A 23,274-nucleotide genomic window follows, 5' to 3' on the forward strand; every position below is an offset into this window, starting at 1 on the left:
AGCCCCCGGCTCCGGGTAGCTCACGACCGTTGGTCGTCAGACGTCCCATGGGTCGTGAGACGTTCAATATCCGGATCGACCAACGGTCGATACCTACCCCAACGTGCGCGCGGCCTCGTTGGCGGCACCGCGCAGCTTGGGCAGCAGGCGCAGCATCAGCCCCATCTGGGTACGGATCAGCTGCAGCTTGGGTGGCATCTCGTCCGGGATCTGCTCCAGCTGCTCGGCCAGGGCGCGGTCGCCGTCGTTGGCGTCCTCGGGCACCGGCTCGCGCTGCTGCAGCGCGCTGGCGATCTGCTGCATCGCCTGTTCGACGCGTTCCCCGCCGGACAGCGCCAGCGGATCCTGGCCGTAGCTGTCCAGCTGGGTGCGGTGCGCACCGAGCGCGGAGAGATGGCCGAGCAGGGTGTTGGACAGCGCCAGGAAGCGGAAGCCGGCATCCAGGTTGCGGCGCACGTGGCCGGGCTCGCGCAGCATGTTCGACAAGGCCGTGGACAACGCCGCGTCGGCGTTGTGCATGTCGCGCCGCGCGATCCGGTAGGCCAGATCGTCCTGCATGCCGCTGCCGTACTGGCCGAGCACCGCCCGCAGGTACTTCGCGCAGTTGTCGAGCACGCGCGCCATCACCAGGTTCAGGCGGCGGCCCTGCCAGTCAGGCAGGATCAGGAACGCGGCGGCGGCGGCGATCGCGCAGCCCAGCAGCGTATCCACCAGCCGCGGCCAGATCAGCAGGAAGCCATCGCCGATCAGGTTGAAGCAGGTCAGCGCCATCACCGTGATCGCCGCCGAGGCCACCAGGTAGCGATCGCTGCGGGTGAAGAAGAACAGCAGCGCCGAAAGCAGCGCGATCAACAGCTCAATGCGCAGGTCCTGGAACAGCTGCATCAGCGCCCAGGTCAGCACCAGGCCGATCAGCGTGCCGGCGATCCGCTGCGCCAGCCGCTGGCGGGTCGCGCCGAAATGCGGACGACACACGAATACGATGGTCAGCAGGACCCACGAGCCGTTCTGGGCGTTGAACAGGCGGATCGCGGCGAAGCCCACGATCAGCGCCAGCGCCATGCGCAGGCCGTGCCGGAACAGCACCGAGCCGGGGGTGAGCTGCTGGCGGATGCGCACGCCCATTTCGCGCAGCGTGTGCGGGTTGGTATCGCGCAGGCGGGTATCGACGTTGTCCAGGGTGGACTCGGACTTCTCGGCCTCGGACAGGCGCCGTTCGATGCTCTGCAGGTTGTGGCCGAGCAGTTCCAGTGAGGCCAGCAGACGCTGCCACTGCGGGTTGTGCTGGGCACGCAGCCAGGTGATCGAGTCGGTCAGATCGGCGGTGGCCTGCTTGGTGCGCTCGCCGTACTGGAACGGCTGGCGCAGGCGGATCGCCTGGCCGAGGTTGGCGCAGGCCTCGCCCTGCAGCGCGAGCAGGCGCTGGCAGCGGTACAGCACGTCGCTGTGGAAGAACGCCTCGGTAAGCGCGCCATACGGATAGTGCGAGGAACTGGCGCGTTCGTGGAAGTCCTGCGCCATGTAGTACAGCCGCAGGTACAGGCCGGACTGCACGCCGGGCCGGCCGGAGCGGCCGAACCGGGCCAGGATGGCGGTCTTGGCGATGTTCAGGGCTTCGACCACGCGCCGGTTCTGTTCGGCCAGCGCCAGCTGGCGCTTCTGCACGTCGGCATCGCGCACCGGTTCGAACAGGTCGGCCTTGAGCTGCAGGTAACGGCCCAGTTCCAGATACAGGCGTGCCACCCGCTCGCGCACCGGCCGGTTGGCAAACAGGGCCGTCCACAGGATCGAGAGCAGGGCGTACCAGACTGCGCCGGCCAGCAGGTGGCTGACCGCATTGATTGACTGTGAAAGATCGGCCGCGCCGTGCTGCTCCAGCCCGATCATGGTGTAGATGGCCAGCGTCACCGTGGCCTGCGCGATGGAGGCATAGCGCTCGCCGAGCGCGCCGAGCAGGGTCAGCCCGAAGGTGGCCGCCGCCAACGCGGTGATGAACCACCACGGATGCGGGAACAGCAGCACCACCGCGGCCGCCGCGGCCACGAAGCACAGCAGTGACAGCGCCACCGATTTGATCCGGCCCCACCAGTTGTCGTCGGTCTCGGCGATCGCACTGGCGATGATGCCCAGGAACACGCCGGGCAGGGCGGGCAGCTGGTCCAGGTACCAGCACAGCCCCATCGCCGCGGACAGCGCGATGAACACCCGCAGGCCATAGCTGGCCTTCTCATGCGCCCACAGGCGGCTGACGCGGGTTTCGAACGAAGGCATGACGACTCGGCGGAAGATAGACCGCCATTATTGCCGGTGCGGGGTGAAGGGGACACCTTCACCGCCGAGTGTAGTGCCGGCCGCTGGCCGGCTCCCGACAATGCCGAGGAGCCGGCCAGCGGCCGGCACTACCTGTGTGTTTTCCGGTTACATGTCGAAGCGCACGCTTACCGCGAAGGTCCGTGGCAGGCCGACGCCTGCATTGGACCAGTACGTCCGGTTGGCGAGGTTCTCCACGCCGGCGCGCCAGGTGACGGGGTGGCCCGCGGCCTGCATGCGGTAGCCCACGCCGGCGTTGACCAGCGTGTAGTCGGGCAGCTTGAGGGTGTTGTCGGCGTCGTAGTAGACGTCGCCGTAGTAGCGGGCCAGTGCATACACGCTCAGCCCCTCGATCTGCGGGACGCTGTAATCGGCATGCAGCACGCCCTGCCAACGGGCGGCGCCGACGGTACGGTTGCCTTCCTGGGCGGCGCTGCCCGGGGAGAGCTTGTCGTAGGTCGGGTCCAGCCAGGTGACGCCGCCGCCGAGGGTGAACGCATCGGTCAGGCGCACGTCGCCGCTGGCTTCCACGCCTTCGTACAGGGTGATGCCGTCCTGCACCAGCCGCTTGCCGGCGGCGGTGATCAGATCGATGTTCGCGCCACGCTCCAATCGGAAGGCGGCCGCATTCGCGCTCCAGCGCGGGTACTCGATCTTGGCGCCGATCTCATACTGCTTGCTGATGGTCGGGTCGAGCACGTCGCCGGCGTTGATGTAGTCGCTGCCCACGCGGCTGCCGGCTTCCAGCGATTCGACGTAGCTGGCATACAGCGTCACCGCATCGGCCGGCTTGTACATCAGGGCGTAGGTCGGGGTGACCGGATAGGTGTGGTACGCGCCCTTGTTTTCGAAGTCGTTGTAGCGCGCACCGGCCAGCAGCGACCAGCCATCGGCGAAGCTGACGGTGTCGCTGACGAACACCGCCTGCTGCACGGTCTCGCTGCCGCGCGTCAGCACGCGGGAGCCCACCGCGTCGTGGCGCAGGGTCGGGCGCTGGTAGATGTTGCCGCGGCCGAGGGTGTTCCATTCGGACGGGCGGTCCCAACCCAGGCCGGTCTGGTGGGAGACGCCGGCAACGACCTGATGCGACAGCGGGCCGGTCTGGAAGCGGCCCTGCACGAGGGCCTGGGCCAGCTTCCACTCGCTCTTGCCGCCGAGCTCGTAGGTGTTGACGTCGTAATCGCCGTTGACGTCATCGATGTAGGCGAAGATCTTGTTGACGTCGTTCCAGGAGGTGGTCACGCCATAGCTCAGGCTGGCTTTCCAGTCACTGTTGATCTGCCAGTCCAGGGCGGTGGAGAGCAGGCTGGAGCGGGTGTCGTAGTAGCTGCCGTCGATGCTGTTGTCGATGTCGCCCGCAAGCGGACGCGGCAGCCCGGTCAGGCCGATGAAGTAGTACTGCGGGGATTCGTTGCCGAGATCGCGCGACTGGAACACGCCATCGAAGGTCCAGGTGAGGCGGTCGCTCAGGCGCGCATCCAGCGACAGCGCACCGACCTTGCGGTCCACGTCGCCACCGTTGAAGGTCTCGCCCTTCTCCTGGTACGCATTGAAGCGGTAGCCGAACATGTCCTCGTTGCCGAAGCGCCCGCCCACATCGACCTGGCCGCTGACGATGCCGGCCTCGCGCCAACCCAGTTGCGCCGACAGCGTGGTGACCTCGGTGGGCTTTTTGGTGACGTAGTTGACGATCCCGCCAGGCTGGCCGAAGCCGTACATGAAACCGCCGGGACCCTTCAGCAGTTCCACCTGCTCCATGACTTCCAGTGGCCACTCGGTGCCCCACGAGGACACCTGCAGGCCGTTGACGCGGTAGCTGTCGTAGCTCAGGTCGATGCCGCGGTTGCGGATCGGCGAGCTCCAGCCGCTGGCATAGGCGCTGACCTGGGTGACCACCGAGGGGTCGGTCAGGAAGGCCTCGCCGAGCGAGACCACCTGGCGCTTCTCGATGTCTTCCCGGCCCACCACGGAGATCGCGAACGGGGTGTCGCGCACGGCGCGGTCCCCCAGGGCGCCGGTGTCGGTGTGGGTGCGTTCGGCGGTGACCTTGATGGCATCCAGGTCGGTGGCGGAGCGCGCCCGGGCGCCGCCGTCGGGCGCGGACTGGGCATGGGCGGCGCAGGCGAGCGACAGCGCAACGGCCAACGTGGCCAGGCGGGGCAGGGAGGACGACAGCATCGATGGGTTCCTTGGCGGACAGCACAACGCCGTCCGCGATCTACAGAGGGCGGGGGAGGGTCGATGGCTGGATCACGCAGGCTGGCCGGGAACCGGCAGCGGGGGCATCGCAGAGGGCGATGCAGGACCGTGGCTGGATGAGAATTGTTGTCGTTTTGTTACGTGGCGTCAAACCGAGGCGTACCGACCTGGCGTACCGACCAACGGTCGGTACCTACCGGGATGCGACGCCGCATCGGTAGGTGACGACCGTTGGTCGTCACGCCGTAACGCGGCCGGGCCCCAACGCAGGTACCGACCAACGGTCGGTACCTACCGGGCGATGGCGCTGCGCTTCAGGGCGCGCTTCTCGCGGCGCCGCGCCCGACGGGCCACCCAGCGCTCGCGCAGGCACGAGAAGATCACGTACAGCGCCGGGGTGCTGAGCAGGGTCAGGCTCTGCGAGAACAGCAGGCCACCGATCATCGCGATGCCCAGCGGGCGGCGCAGCTCGGAGCCTTCGCCCAGGCCGATCGCCAGCGGCACCGCCGCCAGGATTGCCACCATGCTGGTCATCATGATCGGGCGGAAGCGCACGATGCTCGCTTCGCGTGCCGCTTCCAGCGGGGTCTTGCCGTGCTCGCGCTGCGCCACCACCGCGAAGTCGATCATCATGATCGCGTTCTTCTTGACGATGCCGATCAGCAGCACCAGCGCGATCATCGAGATCACCGACAGCTCGGTGTTGGTGCCGTACAGCGCCAGCAGCGCGCCCACGCCCGCCGCCGGCAGCGTGGAGAGGATGGTGACCGGATGGATCAGGCTCTCGTAGAGCATGCCCAGCACCAGGTAGACGGTGATGATCGCCGCCATCACCAGGATCAGCATCGCCATCGGGTCCGAATCGAAGCCGAAGCCCGCGTCCTCGGCCAGGCGGATGTCGCCGGGCATGCGCATGCCCTTGACCGTGCTGTCGATGATGGCCTTGGCCTCGCCCATGCTGGTGCCCGGGGCGAGGTTGTAGCTCAGGTCCATCGTGGTGTACTGGTTTTCGTGGGTGATCTGCGACGGGGCCAGCCCCGGCACCTGTTCGGCCACGGCGGTGATCGGCACCATCTCGCCATTGCCGGCACGCACACGGATCTGGTCCAGCGCCCCCGGTGTCGCGGTCTGTTCGGGCAGGGCGTTGACCACCACGCTGTACTGGTTGATGTCCGAGTAGATCGTGGAGATCTGGCGCTGGCCGAAGGCGCCGTACAGCGCGCCGTCGATCGCACCGACCGACACGCCCAGGCGCGCGGCCTTGGCGCGGTCGATCACGATGTTCTGGCGCAGGCCCGCGGCGTCCACGTCGGTACCGACGTCGGCCAGTTTCGGGTTCTTCTTCAGCGCGGCCTGCAGTTTGGGCAGCCACTCCTGTAACTGGGCCAGGTCGTTGCCCTGCAGCGAGGCGCGGTACTGCGCGCCCTGGCTGGCGCCCCCACCATCATTGCTGGGCAGATCCTGGATTGCACGCAGGCGCAGCTGCAGATCGGGGTAGCGGTCGGCCTTCGCACTCAGGCGGGCCAGGGCCTGCGCGGTGGTTTCGCGGCGGCCATCCTTGCGCGACTTCAGTTCGACGTTGAACTGCGCGCTGGACCCCTGGCGACCACTGCCCAGGCGCACGCCCACGGTCTTCACCGCCGGGTCGGCCATCAGCATGTCGGTGATGCGGCGCTGGCGGTTGACCATGTCTTCGAAGGAGACGGTCGCACTGGAATTCGCGCGGCCCCAGATCAGGCCGGTGTCCTGGGCCGGGAACGCGCCCTTCTTGACCGCACCGAACAGGAACACCGTCGCGCCGATCAGCAGCAGCGGGGTCAGCGACAGCAGCAGCGCATGGCGCAGCGAGAAGTCCAGCAGCGTCACGTAGATGCGCAGCATGCGGTCGTGGCCGGCATCGAGCAGGCGGCCGAAGCGGCTCGGAGCGCCGGCGTCGGCATGCGCACTCAGGAAGCGGCTGCACAGGGCGGGCGTCAGGGTCAGCGAGATGATCATCGAGACCACGATGGCCGCGACCAGGGTGACGGTGAACTCCCGGAAGAACGCGCCCATCATGCCCTTGGCGAACAGCAGCGGGATGAACACCGCCACCAGCGAAGCGGTGATCGAGACGATGGTGAAGCCGATCTCGCGCGCGCCGGTGAGGGCGGCCTGCATGCGCGTCATGCCCTCGTCGAGGTGGCGCATGATGTTCTCGATCACCACGATCGCATCATCGACCACGAAGCCGATCGCGATCACCAGCGCCAGCAGGCTCAGGTTGTTCAGGGTGAAGCCCAGCACGTACATCACCAGCGCCGCGCCGGCCAGCGACAGCGGCACGGTCACCGCGGCGATCAGGGTCGGGGCGAGCCGGCGCAGGAACAGCGCCATGGTCAGCACCACCATCGCCAGCGCGATCAGCAGGGTGATCTGCACTTCATGCAGCGAGGAGCGGATGGTCGGGGTACGGTCGAAATACGGGGTCAGCGTGGTGCCCGGCTGCAGGTAGTCGCGCAGGGTCGGGATCTGCGCCTTCACCCGGTCCACGGTTTCCACGATGTTGGCGCCGGCGCGGGTGAACACATACATCACCACCGCCGGTTTGTGGTTGAACCACGCGGCCTGGTAGGCGTCCTGCTGACCGTCGTAGACGTTGGCGATGTCCTGCAGGCGGATCACGCGGCCATCGTCGGCGGTCTTGATCACCAGCTGGGCGAAATCGGCCGCGCGCGCGACGGAGTCGTTGGCGATGATCGCGGTGGTGGTGTTGCCATCGGTGAGGAAGCCGGTCGGCGAGGTCACGTTGGCCGCGCGCACGGCGTTGCGCAGGTCATCGGCGGTCAGCCCGAGCGCGTTCATCAGGCGCAGGTTGACGTCCACGCGCACGGCCGGCGTGGAGGCGCCGGCGATATCCACCGAGGACACGCCGGTGATCTGGCGGATGCGCTGGGCCAGCAGCGAATCGGCCACGTTGTAGAGGTCGTCGGCCGACTGCGTTTCCGAGGTCAGGGCGATCGCGATGACCGGGTCGTCGTTCGGGTTCGCCTTCTGGAACATCGGCGTGCCCAGCCCGGCGGGCAGGTCGGACTGCGCCGAGTTGATCGCGGTCTGCACGTCCAGCGCGGCCGAATCGATGTCGCGGTCGCTCTGGAAGATCATGAAGACCAGCGAGCTGCCTTCCGAGCTGGACGAGCGCATGCGGTCGATGCCCGGCAGCTGGCCGAGGTGGCGCTCCAGCGGCGCGGTCACCGTGGAGGCCATCGTCGTGGCATCCGCGCCGGCCTGGTTGGCGTGCACGAAGATCACCGGGATCTGGATGTTCGGCAGCGCCGATACGCCCAGCTGCAGATAGCAGATGACACCCACCACGAACAGCCCGATGGCCAGCAGGGCGGTGCCGATCGGGCGTCGGATGAACGGGCCGGAGATGTTCATCGAACGCCTCCGCAGCGGTCTGCGGTGCTCATCATCACGCCTGCGGCTCCCGCACCGGGCCGTGGCCGTGGCGCAGCGCGCGCTGTTCGCGACGCTGGCGCAGGCGCTCCGAGAAGCGCTCCATGTACAGGTAGATCACCGGCGTGGTGTACAGCGTGACCAGCTGCGACAGCAGCAGGCCGCCGACGATGGCGATGCCGAGCGGGCGACGCAGTTCCGAACCGATGCCGGTGCCCAGGGCCAGCGGCAGTGCGCCGAGCATGGCCGCCGCGGTGGTCATCATGATCGGGCGGAAGCGCAGCAGGCAGGCACGACGGATCGCCTCATGCGCGTTGGCCCCGGTGCGGCGGGCTTCGATCGCGAAGTCGACCATCATGATGCCGTTCTTCTTGACGATGCCGATCAGCAGCACGATGCCGACGATGCCGTCCACCGACAACGGCAGCCCGCACACCATCAGCGCCAGCAGCGCGCCGACGCCGGCAGGCGGCAGGGTGGAGATGATGGTGAAGGGGTGGATGTAGCTCTCATACAGCACACCCAGCACGATGTAGATCAGCACCAGCGAGGCCAGCAGCAGCCACACCACGTCGGTCTGGCTGCCGGTGAACTCGGCGGCCTTGCCGATGAACTGCGCGTGCACCTGCGAGGGCATGTCCAGGCTGGCTTTGGTCTCCTCGATCGCCTTCACCGCATCGGACAGCGAGTAGCCGGGCGCGATGTTGAACGACACCGTGACCGCCGGCAGCTGCTGCTGGTGGCTGACCACCAGCGGGGTGCTGGTGACCCGGCCCTCGGCCAGCGCGGCCAGCGGGATGATGTTGCCGGCGCCGACCGGGATGCCGGTGTTCTGCGCGCCGATGCCGGTGGCGGTGGACGAGTTGGACGAGGTCACCTGGCCGAAGTTGGTCGCATTGCTGCCGGTCAGCGCGCCGGCGCCGTTGGAGGCGACCGCCAGCTGGTTCATCAGCGCGGTGCTGGTGCGGAACTCCGGCGCCACTTCCAGCACCACGCGGTACTGGTTGAGCTCGGTGAAGATGGTCGAGATCTGGCGCTGGCCGAAGGCGTCGTACAGCGTGTCGTCGATGGTCTGCATCGGCACGCCGAGCACGCTGGCCTTGTCGCGGTCGATGGTCAGCTCGAGCGCGCGGCCCTGGTTGGAGAGGTTGTTGTCCACGTCGGCCAGTTCCGGGCGCTGGCGCAGCGCCTCGGTCATCCGCGTGGCCTGCAGCGCGACCTGGGCGCTGTCCACGTCCGACAGCGAATACTGGTACTCGGTGGCGGCCACGCGGGTATCCAGGGTGACGTCCTGCACCGGCTTGAGATACAGCGCGACGCCGGGGATGCCGGCCACGGCCTTCTGCAGGCGCGGAAGGATTTCATCCAGACCGTCGCGGTCGCCGCGCTCCTTGAGCACGATCGACAGCTGGCCCTGGTTGAGCGTGGGGTTCATGGTGCCAGCGCCGATGAAGGCCGACACCCCGGTCACCGCCGGGTCGCTGCGCAGCGCTTCGGCCACGGCCTTGGTGCGCTGCTCCATCTGCGGGAAGGCGATGTTCTGGTCGGCCTGGACCACGCCGGTGATCAGGCCGGTGTCCTGCTCGGGCAGCAGGCCCTTGGGGATCACGATGTAGAGCACCACGGTCAGCACCAGTGCGCCGGCGGCCACAGCCAGGGTCAGCGGCTGATGCTCGAGCACCCAGTCCAGGCTGCGTTCGTACAGGCCGACGGTGCGTGACCACACGGTGGTCTTGCCGGCCGCGGCCGCCCGCTCGTGCGCGTCTTCGCCTTCGGGCAGCGCATCGGGCTTGAGCAGGTAGGCGCACATCATCGGGGTGAGCGTCAGCGAGATCAGCATCGACAGCGTCACCGCGATGCTCAGCACCCAGGCGAATTCGTGGAACAGCCGGCCGGTGACACCGGGCATCAGCAGCAGCGGCAGGAACACCGCCACCAGCGAGATGGTCAGCGAGAGCACGGTGAAGCCGATCTGCTGCGCACCGATCTCGGCCGCTTCCGGGCCGCTCTTGCCCTGTTCGATGTAACGCACGATGTTCTCGATCATCACGATCGCATCGTCGACCACGAAGCCGGTGGCCACCACCAGCGCCATCAGCGAGAGGTTGTCCAGCGACATGCCGGCGAACGCCATCACGCCGAAGGTGCCGGCCAGCGACAGCGGCACCGCCACCGAGGGAATGATGGTCGCCCACAGGCGGCGCAGGAACACGAAGATCACCGCGACCACCAGGCCGATGGTGAGGATCAGGGTGAACTGCACCTCATGCACCGAGGCGCGGATGGTCTCGGTACGGTCGTTGAAGATCTCCAGGTGCACGTCGGCCGGCAGCACGTTCTGCAGCTGCGGCAGCAGCGCACGGATGCGCTCGACGGTCTGCACGATGTTGGCGCCGGGCTGGCGGCGCACTTCCAGCAGCACCGCCGGCTTGCCATCGGCCCATGCGGCCAGCTGGTCGTTCTCCACGCCGTCGACCACGTTGGCCACGTCGGACAGGCGTACCGGGCGGCTGTTCTTGTAGCTGATGATGGTGTCGCGGTACTCGGCGGCGCTGGTCAGCTGGTCGTTGGTGCCGATCGAGTAGGACTGGGTCTTGCCGTTGAGCGAGCCCTTGGGCGCGTTGACGTTGGCCTGGGTCAGCGCACTGCGCAGCTCTTCCAGGGTCAGGCCCATGTTGGACAGCTGCGCCGGATTGACCTGGATGCGCACGGCCGGGCGCACGTTGCCGGCGATGGAGACCAGGCCCACGCCCTGCACCTGCGACAGCCGCTGGGCGAGGATGGAGTCGGCGTAGTTGTTGACGTCGCGCAGCGGGCGCGTGTCGGAGGTGAGCTTGAGGGTGACGATCGCCGCGTCGGCCGGGTTCACCCGGTTGTAGACCGGCTGGTAAGGCAGCGAGGAGGGCAGGGTGGCCTGGCGGATCGCGGCCTGCACGTCCTGCGCGGCGATGTCGATGTCGCGGTCCATCGAGAACTGCAGGATGATCGTGGACAGCCCCGCCGACGAATCGGAGGTCATGATCTCCAGCCCGGAGATCTGCCCGAACTGGCGCTCCAGCGGCGTGGTCACCAGCGAGGCCATGGTGACCGCATTGGCACCGGGGTACTGGGTGGTCACCACCAGGCTGGGCGCATCGATCTCGGGCAGCGCCGACACCGGCAGCTGGCGGTAGCCGAGGATGCCGAGCAGCAGCAGGCCCGCCATCAGCAGCGAAGTGGCGATCGGGCGGCGGATGAAAATCGTCGAAAAGCCCACGGGCGGGTCCTTGCTGGTGCGTCGTGCTGCGTTGGATCAGGCGAACGCCGGCAGGTGCGCCGGCGTCAGGAACGTGGGGCGGGCGCGATCAGCGCGGACCGCCGCCGCGGCGTCCACCGCCACCCTGCTGCTGGGCGGCCTTGAGCTCGGCTTCGGTCGGCGCGGCCGGGGTTTCGCCCGGCTTGAGCGCGGTCACCTTGGCGCCCGGCTTGAGCCGGAACTGGCCTTCGCTCACGACCCGCTCGCCGCCCTTCAGGCCCTCGGTGATCTGCACCTGGCTGTCGCCGACTTCCACGCCGCTCTTGACCGTCTGCATGGCCACGGTGCTGTCCGGCTTGACGATATAGACGTACTCGCCATCCGGCCCGCGCATCACGGCCTGGGTCGGGATCACCACGCCGCCGGCGATGGTGCGCAGCTGCATGCGGACATTGACGAACTGGCCCGGCCACAGCGAATTGTCTTCGTTGTCGAACAGGGCGCGCGCGCGGAAGGTGCCGCTGTCGCTGCTGATCTGGTTGTCGACCACGTCGAGCTTGCCGCCATCGGTGAGCACGTGCGCATCGTTGCGGTCCAGCGCGGCGATATCCACCGCGCCGGCGGCCTGGGCCTGGCGCACGGCCGGCAGCTGGCGCTCGGGCAGGTTGAACACCACGTGGATCGGATGGATCTGGGTCAGCGTCACCAGCGCGGTGCCGGCGCTGACGATGTTGCCGGCATCGACCGCGCGGATACCGGCGATGCCGGAGATCGGCGCGGTGACGCGGGTGTACTGCAGCTGCACCTGGGCGGCGCGCATGCTGGCCTCGTTGGCGGCCACGGCACTCTCGAACTGGGCGACCTGGTTGCGCTGGGTGTCCAGGTCGGTCTTGGCCACGTACTGGCGGTACTCGGCCGAATTGGAGCGCTGGTAGTTGGAGCGCGCGGTGGCGAGCTGGGCCTGGTTCTGGCGCTTGGCCGCCGCGGCTTCATCAAAGCTGGCCTGCAGGGTGCGCGGATCGATCTGCGCGAGCAGGTCGCCCTTCTTCACTTCCTGGCCTTCCTTGAAATTCAGGCTGATCAGCTGGCCGCCCACCTGCGGGCTCACCGTGACCGTGTTCATCGCCGCGACCGTGCCCAGCGCGCTGGCATAGACCGGTACGTCCTGGCGGACTGCATCGATCACCGTGACCGGCACCGGGTCTGCATTGGCCGGGTCACCGCCCTGACGCCCTTCGGCTGCCGGACCCGCCGCGTCCCCCTTCTTGCCACCCAACAGGCGCACGCCGACAACGGCAACCACCAGCACTGCGACCACCAGCAGCACGATCTTCCAGAAACGCGACATTCAATAACTCCTGAGGGGGCTGGCGGAGGGCGGGGGGCCCGGTTGGCTAGGCGCAAAGCATACCCGTCGCCCGTGGGCTTTCATGCATGACGGATGGGACGGGCGATCAGACCGGATGTGACGGGTGAGGTTCCCTGCATGAACGTCTGCCGGGGCAGAAAGTTACAGCGTGATCGGCGCCGATGTCCTACATTCAGGTTCGACCGCCGTTCTGACCCGTGGAGACCTTCAATGCCCCGTCTGTCGCTGTTGATGTCCGCCCTGCTGCTGGCCGCCCCCGGCCTGGCCGCCGCCGCCCCTGCCGAACGCCCGGAGGTGGCCGCCGCCGCGACCCGCCTGAAGGCCCAGGTGATCGACTGGCGCCGCGACTTCCACCAGCACCCGGAGCTGTCCAACCGCGAAGAACGCACCTCGGCCAAGGTCGCCGAGCGCCTGCGCGCGATGGGCCTGAAGCCGCAGACCGGCATCGCCCACCACGGCGTGGTGGCGATCATCAAGGGCGCCAAGCCTGGCCCACGGATCGCCCTGCGCGCGGACATGGACGCGCTGCCGGTGACCGAGCAGACCGGCCTGCCGTTCGCCTCCAAGGCCACCAGCACCTATCGCGGCGAGACCGTCGGGGTGATGCATGCCTGCGGCCACGACGCCCACACCGCCACGCTGCTGGGCGTGGCCGATGCGCTGGTGAAGATGCGCGCAGACCTGCCAGGCGAGGTGATGTTGGTCTTCCAGCCCGCCGAGGAAGGCGCGCCGCCGCCGGAAGAGGGCGGTGCGGCGCTGATGCTCAAGGAGGGCCTGTTCAAGGACTTCAAGCCGGAGGCGGTGTTCGGCCTGCATGTGTTCTCCAGCGTGCAGGCCGGCCAGATCGCGGTGCGCGGTGGCCCGCTGATGGCGGCGTCGGACCGGTTCGGCATCAAGGTGATCGGTCGCCAGACCCATGGCTCGGCGCCGTGGAACGGGGTGGACCCGATCGTGGCCACGGCCGATCTGGTGGGCACCGCGCAGACCATCGTCAGCCGCCGCGCCAACCTGTCCAAGCAGCCGGCCGTGGTGACCTTCGGCGCGATCAAGGGCGGCATCCGCTACAACATCATCCCCGATGAAGTGGAGATGGTCGGCACCATCCGCACCTTCGACGAGGGCATGCGCCAGCAGATCTTCGCCGACCTGCGCAACGTGGCCGAACACACCGCCGCCGCCCATGGCGCCAAGGCGGAAACCGAGATCTACGAGTCCGAGGGCAACCCTGCCACGGTCAACGATCTGGCACTGACCGCGCGGATGCTGCCGAGCCTGCAGGCCGTGGTGGGCGAGGGCAACGTCTACGAGCCGCCGCTGCAGATGGGCGCGGAGGACTTCTCGCTGTACGCCCAGCAGGTGCCCGGCATGTTCTTCTTCGTGGGCTCCACCAGCGAAGGGATCGATCCGGCCACGGCGCCGGCCAACCACTCGCCCAAGTTCCTGCTCGATGAGAAGGCGCTGGACGTGGGCCTGCGCGCGCTGCTGCAGGTGAGCCTGGATTACCTCAATGGGACGCCGGCTGCGGCGCCTGGCGCAGGCTGAAGTCAGCGGACGGCTGGTAGACGGTAGGTCCCGGCCGTTGGCCGGGGTGAAAACCGGCACGGGCGGGAGGGTTCCGGTCCTCCCGCCGACTGGGAACGTCATTACCCGGTCGTCGTGGCCTCTCCTTTTCGCCGCCGGACGCCGCGCGCCTGCCGGCGTAAAATGGCGGCATGAATACCCCCCAGGACTCCAGCCTCGGTCGCGAGGTGGCTTACCCGTCGCAGTACGATCCCGGCCTGCTCTTTCCCATCCCGCGCCGTGGCGCCCGCGAGGAGATCGGCCTGGACGAGGCGGCGCTGCCGTTCGTCGGCCATGACCGCTGGCAGGCCTATGAGCTGAGCTGGCTGGACGGTCGCGGCAAGCCGCGCGTGGCGGTCGCCACGGTCAGCGTGCCGTGCACCTCGCCGAACCTGATCGAATCCAAGTCGTTCAAGCTCTACCTCAACTCCCTCAACAGCACGCGCTTCGACGATGACGCAGCCGCACGGCTGTGCATCACCCGCGACCTGTCGGCCTGTGCCGGCGCGGTGGTGACGGTGGTGTTCGGCGTGCCGCCGCTGGTGGAAGACGCCGAGGGGGAATCGCTGGACGAACGCGATGTCGCCATCGAGCGCTACGGCCCGCCCGCACCGGAATTCCTGTTTGCCGATGCCGATGAGGTGGTGACCGAGACGTTGAGCTCGGCCCTGCTGAAGTCCAACTGCCCGGTCACCGGCCAGCCGGACTGGGCCAGTGTCAGCGTGCGCTACCGCGGCCCGAAGATCGACCGCGACGGCCTGCTCAAGTACCTGATCAGCTATCGCGAGCACGCCGAATTCCACGAGCAGTGCGTGGAGCGGATCTTCAGCGAGATCACCCAGCGCTGCCAGCCGCAGTGGCTGGAAGTGGAAGCGCGCTACACCCGCCGTGGTGGCCTGGACATCAACCCGTGGCGGGCCAGCCCGGGCATCGCCGCCCCGGCGCGCACCGTCCGCGACCTGCGGCAGTAGGCATCGACCGTTGGTCGATGCGCCCCGTCTGTCAGGTTCGACGCGTCTTCACACCCACGCCATGCCCCATTAACAAGGGCTGTGACACCGTGCCTCCCATGTCGTCAATCAAGACGGGAGTGTATGGATGAGTACCGATAAGAAAGTCGACTTTTCCGGTGTCAGCGCCAGCGTTGATACCACCGCGCAGAAAGTCGATCAGGTCGATTTCTCCGGCGTGACCGCCTCGGTGGATACCACCGCGGAGAAGGTCGGAGGCACCTATACGGTGCAGAAGGGCGATTCGCTCTCGAAGATCGCCAAGCAGGAACTGGGCGATGGCAATGCGTGGAAGCGCATCTTCGAGGCCAACCGCGACGTGCTGGACGACCCCGACAAGATCCAGCCGGGCCAGATCCTGAAACTGCCGCCCAAAGCCTGATCGCTGCACTGCCCACCATCCAACAGGGAGCAACCTCCATGAAGAAGTCGTCCATCAGTACTGCCGTTCTCGCCGCGCTTCTGGCCACTGTGGCCCTCGCCGGCTGTAAAAAGAAAGAAGATACCGCCGACAACAATGCGCAGCCCGCCGCGATGACGCCGGCCGCGCCGGCACCGATGACAGAAGCCGCCCCGCAGCCGATGACCGCTGCCACGGGGGTGATGGTTTCTTCCGTCACGGTCGGCAAGACCGCCGCAGCGGACAAGATGGTTACCTCGGCCGCGCTGTTCGCGCCGAAGGACGACATCATCGTCTCCATCCGCACCGATGGCAGCGCCAACAACGCCAACGTGGCGGCCAAGCTGACCTTCCAGAATGGCCAGGTCGCCGGTGAGCAGAACCAGGTCGTGAACGCGACCGGCGCCGAGACCACCAACATCACCTTCAAGAATGCCAATGGCTGGCCGGCGGGCAAGTACCGCGCCGAAGTCATGGTAGATGGCAAGGCGGCTGGATCGCCGCAGGAGTTCGAGGTCAAGTAAGCCTAGACGCCGACTCTCTCCCGGCAACAGGCTCACGATGGACGCAGCCGCGAGGCTGCGTCTTTTTTATGGGCGCCTGCCGGACCACAGCGTTCCAGTACGTTTGCGTATGGGGCGGCTTTGCTCCGGGGGGCTGAAAACGCGACAATGCGGGGGTTTCCCGCCGTGCGCGCCGTTGGTTGGCGCGGTCCCCGGGGAAAGTGCGGGCCACGCTCTGCGAGGCCCTGCACGCGACACGGTTGCACGCGGCCCGGCATTGCCGTCGGCCATCATTCACGAGATCTGCAAGAGAGCCCTGATCCCCCATGTCGAACACGCCCAAGATTCTCTATACGCTCACCGATGAAGCCCCGTTCCTGGCCACGCAGTCGCTGCTGCCGATCGTCGAGGCCTACACCGCCACCGCCGGCATCGCCGTGGAAACCCGCGACATCTCGCTGTCCGGCCGCATCCTGGCCCTGTTCCCGGATTACCTTAAGCACGACCAGAAGGAAGCCGACCACCTGGCCGAACTGGGCCAGCTGGCGACCACCCCGGACGCGAACATCATCAAGCTGCCCAACATCAGCGCCTCGGTGCCGCAGCTGAAGGCCGCGATCAAGGAGCTGCAGGACCAGGGCTTCGCGCTGCCGAACTACCCGGACGTGCCGACCGACGACGTCTCGCGCGACATCAAGGCGCGCTACGACAAGGTCAAGGGCAGCGCGGTCAACCCGGTGCTGCGCGAAGGCAACTCCGACCGCCGTGCGCCGCTGTCGGTCAAGAACTACGCCCGCAAGCACCCGCATCGCATGGGCAAGTGGTCCACCGAGTCCAAGTCGCATGTCGCGCACATGGACGGCGGTGACTTCTACGGCAGCGAAAAGTCGGCCACGCTGGCCAACGCCGGCAGCCTGAAGATCGAGTTGTTCAAGGCCGACGGCAGCAGCGTCGTGCTCAAGGAGAAGACCGCGGTCAAGGCCGGTGAGATCGTCGACGCCGCGGTGATGAGCCGCAATGCGCTGGCCTCGTTCGTGCAGGCGCAGATCGCCGATGCCAAGGCCAAGGGCGTGCTGTTCTCGCTGCACCTCAAGGCCACCATGATGAAGGTCTCCGACCCGATCATGTTCGGCGTGGTCGTCGAAGAGTTCTACAAGGATGTGCTGGCCAAGCACGCCGACGTGCTCAAGCAGGCCGGTTTCGATCCGAACAACGGCATCGGCGATCTGTTCGCGCGCCTGCCGCAGCTGCCCGAGGCCACCCAGGAAGCGATCAAGGCCGACCTGGCTGCCGAGTACGGCAAGCGTCCCGGCCTGGCCATGGTCAACTCGGACAAGGGCATCACCAACCTGCACGTGCCCAGCGACGTGATCGTCGACGCCTCGATGCCGGCGATGATCCGCGACTCCGGTGGCATGTGGAATGCGGACGGCAAGCTGCAGGACACCAAGGCCGTCATTCCGGACCGTTGCTACGCCGGTGTGTACCAGGCCGTGATCGACGACTGCCGCACCCACGGTGCCTTCGACCCGGCGACCATGGGCTCGGTGCCCAACGTCGGCCTGATGGCGCAGAAGGCCGAGGAATACGGTTCGCACGACAAGACCTTCCAGATCCCGGCCGACGGCACCGTGCGCGTCACCGACGACGCCGGCAAGGTGATCTTCGAGCACGCCGTGCAGACCGGCGACATCTGGCGCATGTGCCAGACCAAGGACGCTCCGATCCAGGACTGGGTGAAGCTGGCCGTCAACCGGGCCCGCCTGAGCGGCACCCCGGCGGTGTTCTGGCTGGACGCTGCCCGCGCGCACGATGCGCAGGTGATCGCCAAGGTCGAGACCTACCTGAAGGACCACGACACCAGCGGCCTGGACATCCGCATCCTGGCGCCGGTGGAAGCGACCGCCTTCTCGCTGGACCGCATCCGCAAGGGTGAGGACACCATCTCGGTCACCGGCAACGTGCTGCGCGATTACCTGACCGACCTGTTCCCGATCATGGAGCTGGGCACCAGCGCCAAGATGCTCTCCATCGTGCCGCTGATGGCCGGTGGTGGCCTGTTCGAGACCGGTGCCGGTGGTTCGGCGCCGAAGCACGTGCAGCAGTTCGTGGAAGAGGATTACCTGCGCTGGGATTCGCTGGGCGAGTTCCTGGCCCTGGCCGCGTCCCTGGAGCACCTGGGCAACCGCTACGACAACGCCGGTGCCACCGTGCTGGCCAAGACCCTGGACCAGGCCAACGGCCAGTTCCTGGACAACGACAAGTCGCCCTCGCGCAAGCTGGGCGGCATCGACAACCGCGGCAGCCACTTCTACATCGCGCTGTACTGGGCCCAGGCCCTGGCCGCGCAGGATGACGATGCCGCGCTGAAGGCCCGTTTTGCTCCGCTGGCCAAGGCATTGGCCGACAACGAGCAGGCCATCGTCGGTGAGCTGGCGGCGGTGCAGGGCAAGGCGGTCGACATCGGCGGCTACTACCGTCCGGACGTGGCCAAGGCCAGCGCCGCGATGCGTCCGAGCAGCACCTTCAACAGCGCGCTGGCTGCGCTGTAAGGCAGCGGTCCCGCACCTGCGGTGATCGATGAAGAACCCGCGCTCCGGCGCGGGTTTTTTCATGGGTGCCCGCTGGGCAAGCGCCCAGTCGCTGCCGTATGGTGGCGGCAGGTCCTCTGGAAGTGGCTGCATGCACGCCTGCTGTTCCTGCCGGTTCCATCATTGCTCCCTCCGGGGCGTCGCATGAACGCGACGCCGGACGCGCTCGCGCGGCTGATCCGCGATGGCTTCGAGGACTACCATGCGCGCTTCGCGGCGATCAGCCGGCGTGCGCGGCAGCGCTTCGAACAGCGCGACTGGGTGGGTGCGCGGCAGGACGCCGTGGAGCGCATCGCGCTGTATGACCAGTGCATCGCCGAGACCGTCGATACCCTGCGCCGCGCAGTCGGTGAACGTGTGGGTGAGCGCGCGCTGTGGCTGCAGGTTCGCGCGGCCTATGCCGCGCTGCTGGCCGGATTGATCGACGCCGAACTGTACAAGACCTTCTACAACACGCTGGCACGCCGGCTGTTCGCGACCCGCGGCGTGGACGGGGCAATCGAGTTCATGGCGATGGATGTGGAGCCGTCCGACGCCATCACCCATCCCGTCGCGCGACACAGCTATACCCTCTCACCGACGCGCCCGGCCGATGCGTTCATGCGCGTCCTTGGTGACTATCGCTTCCATGTGCCCTATGCGCACCAGCTGCGCTGCGCCGCCGCGATCGCGGTGCGGCTGCAGGATGATCTGGCGCACTGGGGCGACTACCCGGTGCGCAGCATCGAACTGCTCGACACCGTCTTCTACCGTGAGCGCCGCGCCTATCTGGTCGGGCGCGTGTTCGGCGAGCATCGCTTCTCGCCCTGCGTGATCGCGCTGGTGCATGACGAACGCGGTGTTCGCGTGGATGCGGTGCTGACCCGGCGCCGCGATGTCGCCCATCTGTTCGGCGTCTCGCGCAGCTATTTCCAGGCGGACCTGGCGACTGTGGGCGACGCGGTGGTATTCCTGCGCAGCCTGCTGCCGGGCAAGCCGGTGGATGAGATCTACACGGTGCTCGGGCGTGCCAAGCAGGGCAAGACCGAACGCTATCGCACCTTCTTCCGTCACTTCCATGAGCAGCCGGGCGAGCAGCTCGTCCATGCCGACGGCACGCCCGGCATGGTCATGGCGGTGTTCACCCTGCCCAGCTATCCGCTGGTGTTCAAGCTGATCCGGGACCGTTTTGCCTGGCCGAAGACCATGACCCGGCACCAGGTCGAAGAGAAGTATGCGTTGGTGTTCAACCTGGACCGTGTTGGCCGACTGCTTGACGCGCAGCCCTATCGGCACCTGCGCTTCCCGCGGGCGCGCTTCTCCGCGGCGCTGCGCGAAGAGCTGCTGACCCAGTGCGCCAGCAGCGTGCATGAGGACGGCGACGAACTGGTGATCGCGCTGTGCTACGTGCAGCGGCGGTTCCGTCCGCTCAACCTGTACCTGCGCGAGCAGACCGTGGAGTCGCGACGCGTGGCCGCACTGGACTATGCGCAGGCAATCACCGACATGGCGCGCAACAACATCTTTCCCGGCGATATGTTGCCGAAGAACTTCGGCGTCTCGCGCCACGGGCGCGCGGTGTTCTACGACTACGATGAGCTGTGTCTGGTCACCGAGTGCATCTTCCGAACCTGGCCGACCCCGCGCAACGAAGAGGAAGCGCTGGCTGACGAGCCGTGGTTCCAGATCGGTCCGCGCGATGTGTTTCCGGAGCGCTTCTGGATGTTCATGGGCCTGCCGGCGGCCGAGCTGGCGGCGGTGCGCGAGCATTTCGCCCACCTGTTCGATCCCGCATGGTGGCAGCGGTTGCAGGTGGGGTTCGCGGCCGGTCAATATCCGGATACGCCTCCTTATGCAGCAAGCAATAGGCTTGCCTGATTGGCCTCTCCGGGAAACCCGGGGTACGCTTGCATGCATCCACAAGGAGAAGGTGAGATGCGTTCATTCCGAAGCGTTGCGTTGATGCTTGTACTGGGGAGCGTGGGGGCGTCGACGTTGTTCGATGTGGCCGCGCAGACGAAGCGCGAGGTGCGCGAGCAGGCTGAAGCGAGCATGGTGCTGACCGGTGAGATCGATATCGGTACCGAGGGCCAGGTCGAGGCGTTCCGCCTGGACAAGCGCGCGCAGGTCGACGAGACCATCGTCACGTTCGTCGAAGGTGCTGTGAAGACGTGGCGTTTCGCCCCGGTGCTGGTGGATGGCCAGGCGGTCAAGGCACGTACGCCGGCCACCATCCGCCTGGGTGCGAAGAACAACCCCGATGGCACCGGCCTGGTCACGCTGCTGGCAGCGAACTTCGAGACGTACGACGAAACCTCGACCGACAACGTCACCAAGGTGAGGATGTCGCCGCCGGCGTATCCCGAGGATGTCTTCAATGCGCGCGGCCGTGGCGATGTACTGCTCCTGGTGCAGGTCGGGCGCGATGGAAAGGTGCTGGACGTGGCCACCGAGCAGGTCAATCTTCGTGTGATCGCCAACGAGGCGAACATGCGGAAAATGCGCGACAAGCTGGCCCGCGTGTCGATGGGCGCCGCACGTAAGTGGACCTTCAAGGCGCCCTCTACCGGCGATGGGAAGGATGACGCCAGCTGGACCGTCAGGGTCCCTGTGCGTTTCTCGTTCGGCGACGAGGTTGCGCGCTACGGCCGCTGGGACGCCTATATTCCCGGCCCGCGCCAGCAGGCACCGTGGCGCAGGGACAGTGCACTGGCTGCCGATGCCAACGCCGACCTGCTGCCCGCCGGCGGCGTGTTCATGGCGGACGCCACCAGCACAGCACCGAAACTGCTGACCCCGCTGGGCGGCTGATCCGCACAGGATCGCGGGCGTGCTGCGCCCGCGACCCGTGCCTCAACCGTTGCCTGGCCCTTCCGGCTGCGGGTAGACCACCGTGCGGTTGCGGCCCTGTTCCTTGGCCATGTACAGCGCCTTGTCGGCCAGCCGCAGTGCCTGCTGCGGATCGGCGTGATAGGTCGGATAGTGGGCCACGCCCAGCGACACGGTCACCGTGCCGGCCTGTTCGAACACTTCGGCGGCGACCTGCACGCGCAGGCGCTCGGCCACCCGGGCCGCGTTGACCGCATCGATACCCGGCAGCAGGATCAGGAACTCTTCGCCCCCGTTGCGGCAGAGCAGGTCGGTATCGCGTGCGTCATTGCGCATCAGCTGCGCGATGCGCAGGATCACCGCATCGCCGACGGCGTGGCCGAAGCGGTCGTTGATGGTCTTGAAGCGGTCGATGTCCACGGCGATGATCCCGAACGGTTGCCCGCGCGCCTGCCAGTCTTCCAGCCCCTGCTGCAGGCCACGCCGGTTCTGCAGGCCGGTGAGCGGGTCGGTCATGCTGGCGCGGTTGAGCTTGCCGATGCGGTCCTGCAGCAGGTTGAAGCTGTAGAGCAGCGCGGTCTTGAGCTGTGCGACCTCGTAGTACCAGGCGCGGATGCCGGTGACATGGCGGATGGCGATGCCGGTGTCGCGGTTCTGCACGTTGCGCGCCAGCTGCCACAGCGGCCGCGAGATGCGCCGCGCGAACCACCAGGTGATCAACAGCGACAGGATGCCCAGCGGGATCGCGTTCCAGATTACCGAGGACATCAGCTTGGACAACGCGGCCAGCGTGGCGGTGGTCGGGCGCTGGGCGACCACGCCCCACCCCACGCTCGGCACCGGTGCATAGCCGGCCAGCATCAATACGCCGTGGCTGTTGCGCACCTGCTGCGCGCCGGAATGCCCCTGGGTCACCGCCTGGACGGCCGGGTTTTCCAGCGCCAACTCGCCGATCCGGTTCTGTTCGATGTGGTACAGGATGCGACCATGGCGATCGACCACGTACAGGTAAGAGCCATCGCGGTAATAGTGTTTGCCCAGCAGGGACTGCAGGATGCTGCGCTGGCGCAGGTAGATCGTCCCGCTGACGTAGCCCTGGTACTCGCCCTGTGCAGAGAAGATCGGATGGGAGATCGCGACCAGCAGCCTGCCTGTCGCCGACTCGTACGGGTCGCTGATGAAGGGCACGCGACGATCGAGGGCATCGCGGTTGCCGCTGCTCTTGAGCAGTACGCCCTGCAGCGCCAGGCTCTGCGGCGAGGTGGCCAGCACGGTGCCGCCCGCATCGACGATCAGCACCGAGTTGAAGCTGTTGGTCTGCAGCTGCAGACGCGCGGCCTCGGCTTCCAGCGCCTCGCGATCGTGACGGCGCTGGCCGAGCAGGGTGGCGCTGTAGGCCACCTGCTGCTGGGCCGACAGCACGAAGTTCTGGGTCGACTCGGCAAGCTTGCTGGCGTACACGCGGTTGGCTTCCAGCGTGTTGCCGATCAACTGCTCGCGCTGCACGCGGTAGCTGGCATGCAGGGTATTGACCAGCGCGATGGTCGCGCTGAGCAGGGCCAAGGCAAGGATCAACGTGCCGAGAGTGAGGCGGGCAGACAACGGGCGCATGCGGTTCACGGGCAACAGGGTGCAGCGCCAACCGGACAGGCGGGTGGAACGGCAACGGCGAAGCAGTCAGGAGCGCACGACATCGCCCTGAACCGGTACGCATCCCGCGCCCATCCGTCGACGATCCCGCCCCCGGGCGGTCAACAACTCTTTCGGCGGCGATTATTGCGGATTACGCTGCCGCGTGGGTGAAGCGGCGGCAGCCGGTGCATGTCGTGCCCGGAGCGCTGCCGCGTGTGCTGC

General features: G+C 67.4%; 13 protein-coding genes. 7 read left to right on the top strand and 6 right to left on the bottom strand.

Annotated features, from left to right (window positions below):
• Window positions 1-93: 93 nt before the first annotated feature.
• From yccS to HDC96_RS10025, 5 genes are all read right to left on the bottom strand, one after another.
• A complete protein-coding gene (yccS, locus tag HDC96_RS10005; protein WP_179459864.1) occupies window positions 94-2,271 on the bottom strand; it encodes a YccS family putative transporter in 2,178 nt (725 codons plus the stop codon).
• Between the two features lie 147 nt (window positions 2,272-2,418).
• Window positions 2,419-4,488: a TonB-dependent receptor gene (locus tag HDC96_RS10010; RefSeq protein ID WP_179459865.1), complete on the bottom strand. Its 2,070-nt coding sequence runs from the start codon at window positions 4,486-4,488 to the stop codon at window positions 2,419-2,421.
• 312 nt (window positions 4,489-4,800) lie between these two features.
• Window positions 4,801-7,926 carry an efflux RND transporter permease subunit gene (locus HDC96_RS10015; RefSeq protein WP_179459866.1) on the bottom strand — a complete coding sequence of 1,042 codons (3,126 nt, stop codon included), beginning with the start codon at window positions 7,924-7,926 and terminating at the stop codon, window positions 4,801-4,803.
• A 34-nt stretch (window positions 7,927-7,960) separates the two neighbouring features.
• Complete coding sequence (locus tag HDC96_RS10020) at window positions 7,961-11,200, bottom strand: efflux RND transporter permease subunit (RefSeq protein WP_179459867.1); 3,240 nt, start codon at window positions 11,198-11,200, stop codon at window positions 7,961-7,963.
• 88 nt (window positions 11,201-11,288) lie between these two features.
• Entirely contained in the window at window positions 11,289-12,527 is a 1,239-nt protein-coding gene (locus HDC96_RS10025) for an efflux RND transporter periplasmic adaptor subunit (RefSeq protein ID WP_179459868.1), read from the bottom strand.
• A 231-nt stretch (window positions 12,528-12,758) separates the two neighbouring features.
• Here HDC96_RS10025 and HDC96_RS10030 point away from each other — a divergent pair, with 231 nt between their 5' ends.
• From HDC96_RS10030 to HDC96_RS10060, 7 genes are all read left to right on the top strand, one after another.
• Window positions 12,759-14,090, top strand: a complete 1,332-nt coding sequence (locus HDC96_RS10030; protein ID WP_179459869.1) for a M20 family metallopeptidase — start codon at window positions 12,759-12,761, stop codon at window positions 14,088-14,090.
• Window positions 14,091-14,260: 170 nt separating this feature from the next.
• Complete coding sequence (queF, locus tag HDC96_RS10035; protein WP_179459870.1) at window positions 14,261-15,079, top strand: NADPH-dependent 7-cyano-7-deazaguanine reductase QueF; 819 nt, start codon at window positions 14,261-14,263, stop codon at window positions 15,077-15,079.
• Window positions 15,080-15,206: 127 nt separating this feature from the next.
• The gene (locus tag HDC96_RS10040; RefSeq protein WP_176987986.1) at window positions 15,207-15,500 is read left to right on the top strand and encodes a LysM peptidoglycan-binding domain-containing protein; all 294 of its coding nucleotides are present in this window, start codon (window positions 15,207-15,209) and stop codon (window positions 15,498-15,500) included.
• Between the two features lie 38 nt (window positions 15,501-15,538).
• Window positions 15,539-16,042 (top strand): hypothetical protein, encoded by a 504-nt coding sequence (locus tag HDC96_RS10045; RefSeq protein WP_179459871.1) that lies wholly within the window; start codon window positions 15,539-15,541, stop codon window positions 16,040-16,042.
• Window positions 16,043-16,347: 305 nt separating this feature from the next.
• A complete protein-coding gene (locus HDC96_RS10050; RefSeq protein ID WP_179459872.1) occupies window positions 16,348-18,573 on the top strand; it encodes an NADP-dependent isocitrate dehydrogenase in 2,226 nt (741 codons plus the stop codon).
• Window positions 18,574-18,756: 183 nt separating this feature from the next.
• Window positions 18,757-20,469 (top strand): bifunctional isocitrate dehydrogenase kinase/phosphatase, encoded by a 1,713-nt coding sequence (aceK, locus tag HDC96_RS10055; protein WP_179459873.1) that lies wholly within the window; start codon window positions 18,757-18,759, stop codon window positions 20,467-20,469.
• Window positions 20,470-20,526: 57 nt separating this feature from the next.
• Window positions 20,527-21,402 carry an energy transducer TonB gene (locus tag HDC96_RS10060; protein WP_179459874.1) on the top strand — a complete coding sequence of 292 codons (876 nt, stop codon included), beginning with the start codon at window positions 20,527-20,529 and terminating at the stop codon, window positions 21,400-21,402.
• A 42-nt stretch (window positions 21,403-21,444) separates the two neighbouring features.
• On the opposite strand, the gene HDC96_RS10065 is transcribed toward HDC96_RS10060, so the two are convergent.
• Window positions 21,445-23,031 (bottom strand): sensor domain-containing diguanylate cyclase, encoded by a 1,587-nt coding sequence (locus tag HDC96_RS10065; protein WP_179459875.1) that lies wholly within the window; start codon window positions 23,029-23,031, stop codon window positions 21,445-21,447.
• Window positions 23,032-23,274: the final 243 nt, after the last annotated feature.

Source organism: Stenotrophomonas sp. JAI102 (assembly GCF_013409105.1).
Classification (GTDB): domain Bacteria; phylum Pseudomonadota; class Gammaproteobacteria; order Xanthomonadales; family Xanthomonadaceae; genus Stenotrophomonas; species Stenotrophomonas maltophilia_AA.

Excerpts from the sequence above, each read along its gene's own strand:
- HDC96_RS10030 (WP_179459869.1), top strand. The coding sequence starts at position 12,759 with ATGCCCCGTCTGTCGCTGTTGATGTCCGCCCTGCTGCTGGCCGCCCCC.
- HDC96_RS10045 (WP_179459871.1), top strand. The coding sequence starts at position 15,539 with ATGAAGAAGTCGTCCATCAGTACTGCCGTTCTCGCCGCGCTTCTGGCC.
- HDC96_RS10025 (WP_179459868.1), bottom strand. The coding sequence starts at position 12,527 with ATGTCGCGTTTCTGGAAGATCGTGCTGCTGGTGGTCGCAGTGCTGGTG.
- HDC96_RS10040 (WP_176987986.1), top strand. The coding sequence starts at position 15,207 with ATGAGTACCGATAAGAAAGTCGACTTTTCCGGTGTCAGCGCCAGCGTT.
- yccS (WP_179459864.1), bottom strand. The coding sequence starts at position 2,271 with ATGCCTTCGTTCGAAACCCGCGTCAGCCGCCTGTGGGCGCATGAGAAG.
- aceK (WP_179459873.1), top strand. The coding sequence starts at position 18,757 with ATGAACGCGACGCCGGACGCGCTCGCGCGGCTGATCCGCGATGGCTTC.
- HDC96_RS10010 (WP_179459865.1), bottom strand. The coding sequence starts at position 4,488 with ATGCTGTCGTCCTCCCTGCCCCGCCTGGCCACGTTGGCCGTTGCGCTG.
- HDC96_RS10060 (WP_179459874.1), top strand. The coding sequence starts at position 20,527 with ATGCGTTCATTCCGAAGCGTTGCGTTGATGCTTGTACTGGGGAGCGTG.
- HDC96_RS10065 (WP_179459875.1), bottom strand. The coding sequence starts at position 23,031 with ATGCGCCCGTTGTCTGCCCGCCTCACTCTCGGCACGTTGATCCTTGCC.
- queF (WP_179459870.1), top strand. The coding sequence starts at position 14,261 with ATGAATACCCCCCAGGACTCCAGCCTCGGTCGCGAGGTGGCTTACCCG.
- HDC96_RS10050 (WP_179459872.1), top strand. The coding sequence starts at position 16,348 with ATGTCGAACACGCCCAAGATTCTCTATACGCTCACCGATGAAGCCCCG.
- HDC96_RS10015 (WP_179459866.1), bottom strand. The coding sequence starts at position 7,926 with ATGAACATCTCCGGCCCGTTCATCCGACGCCCGATCGGCACCGCCCTG.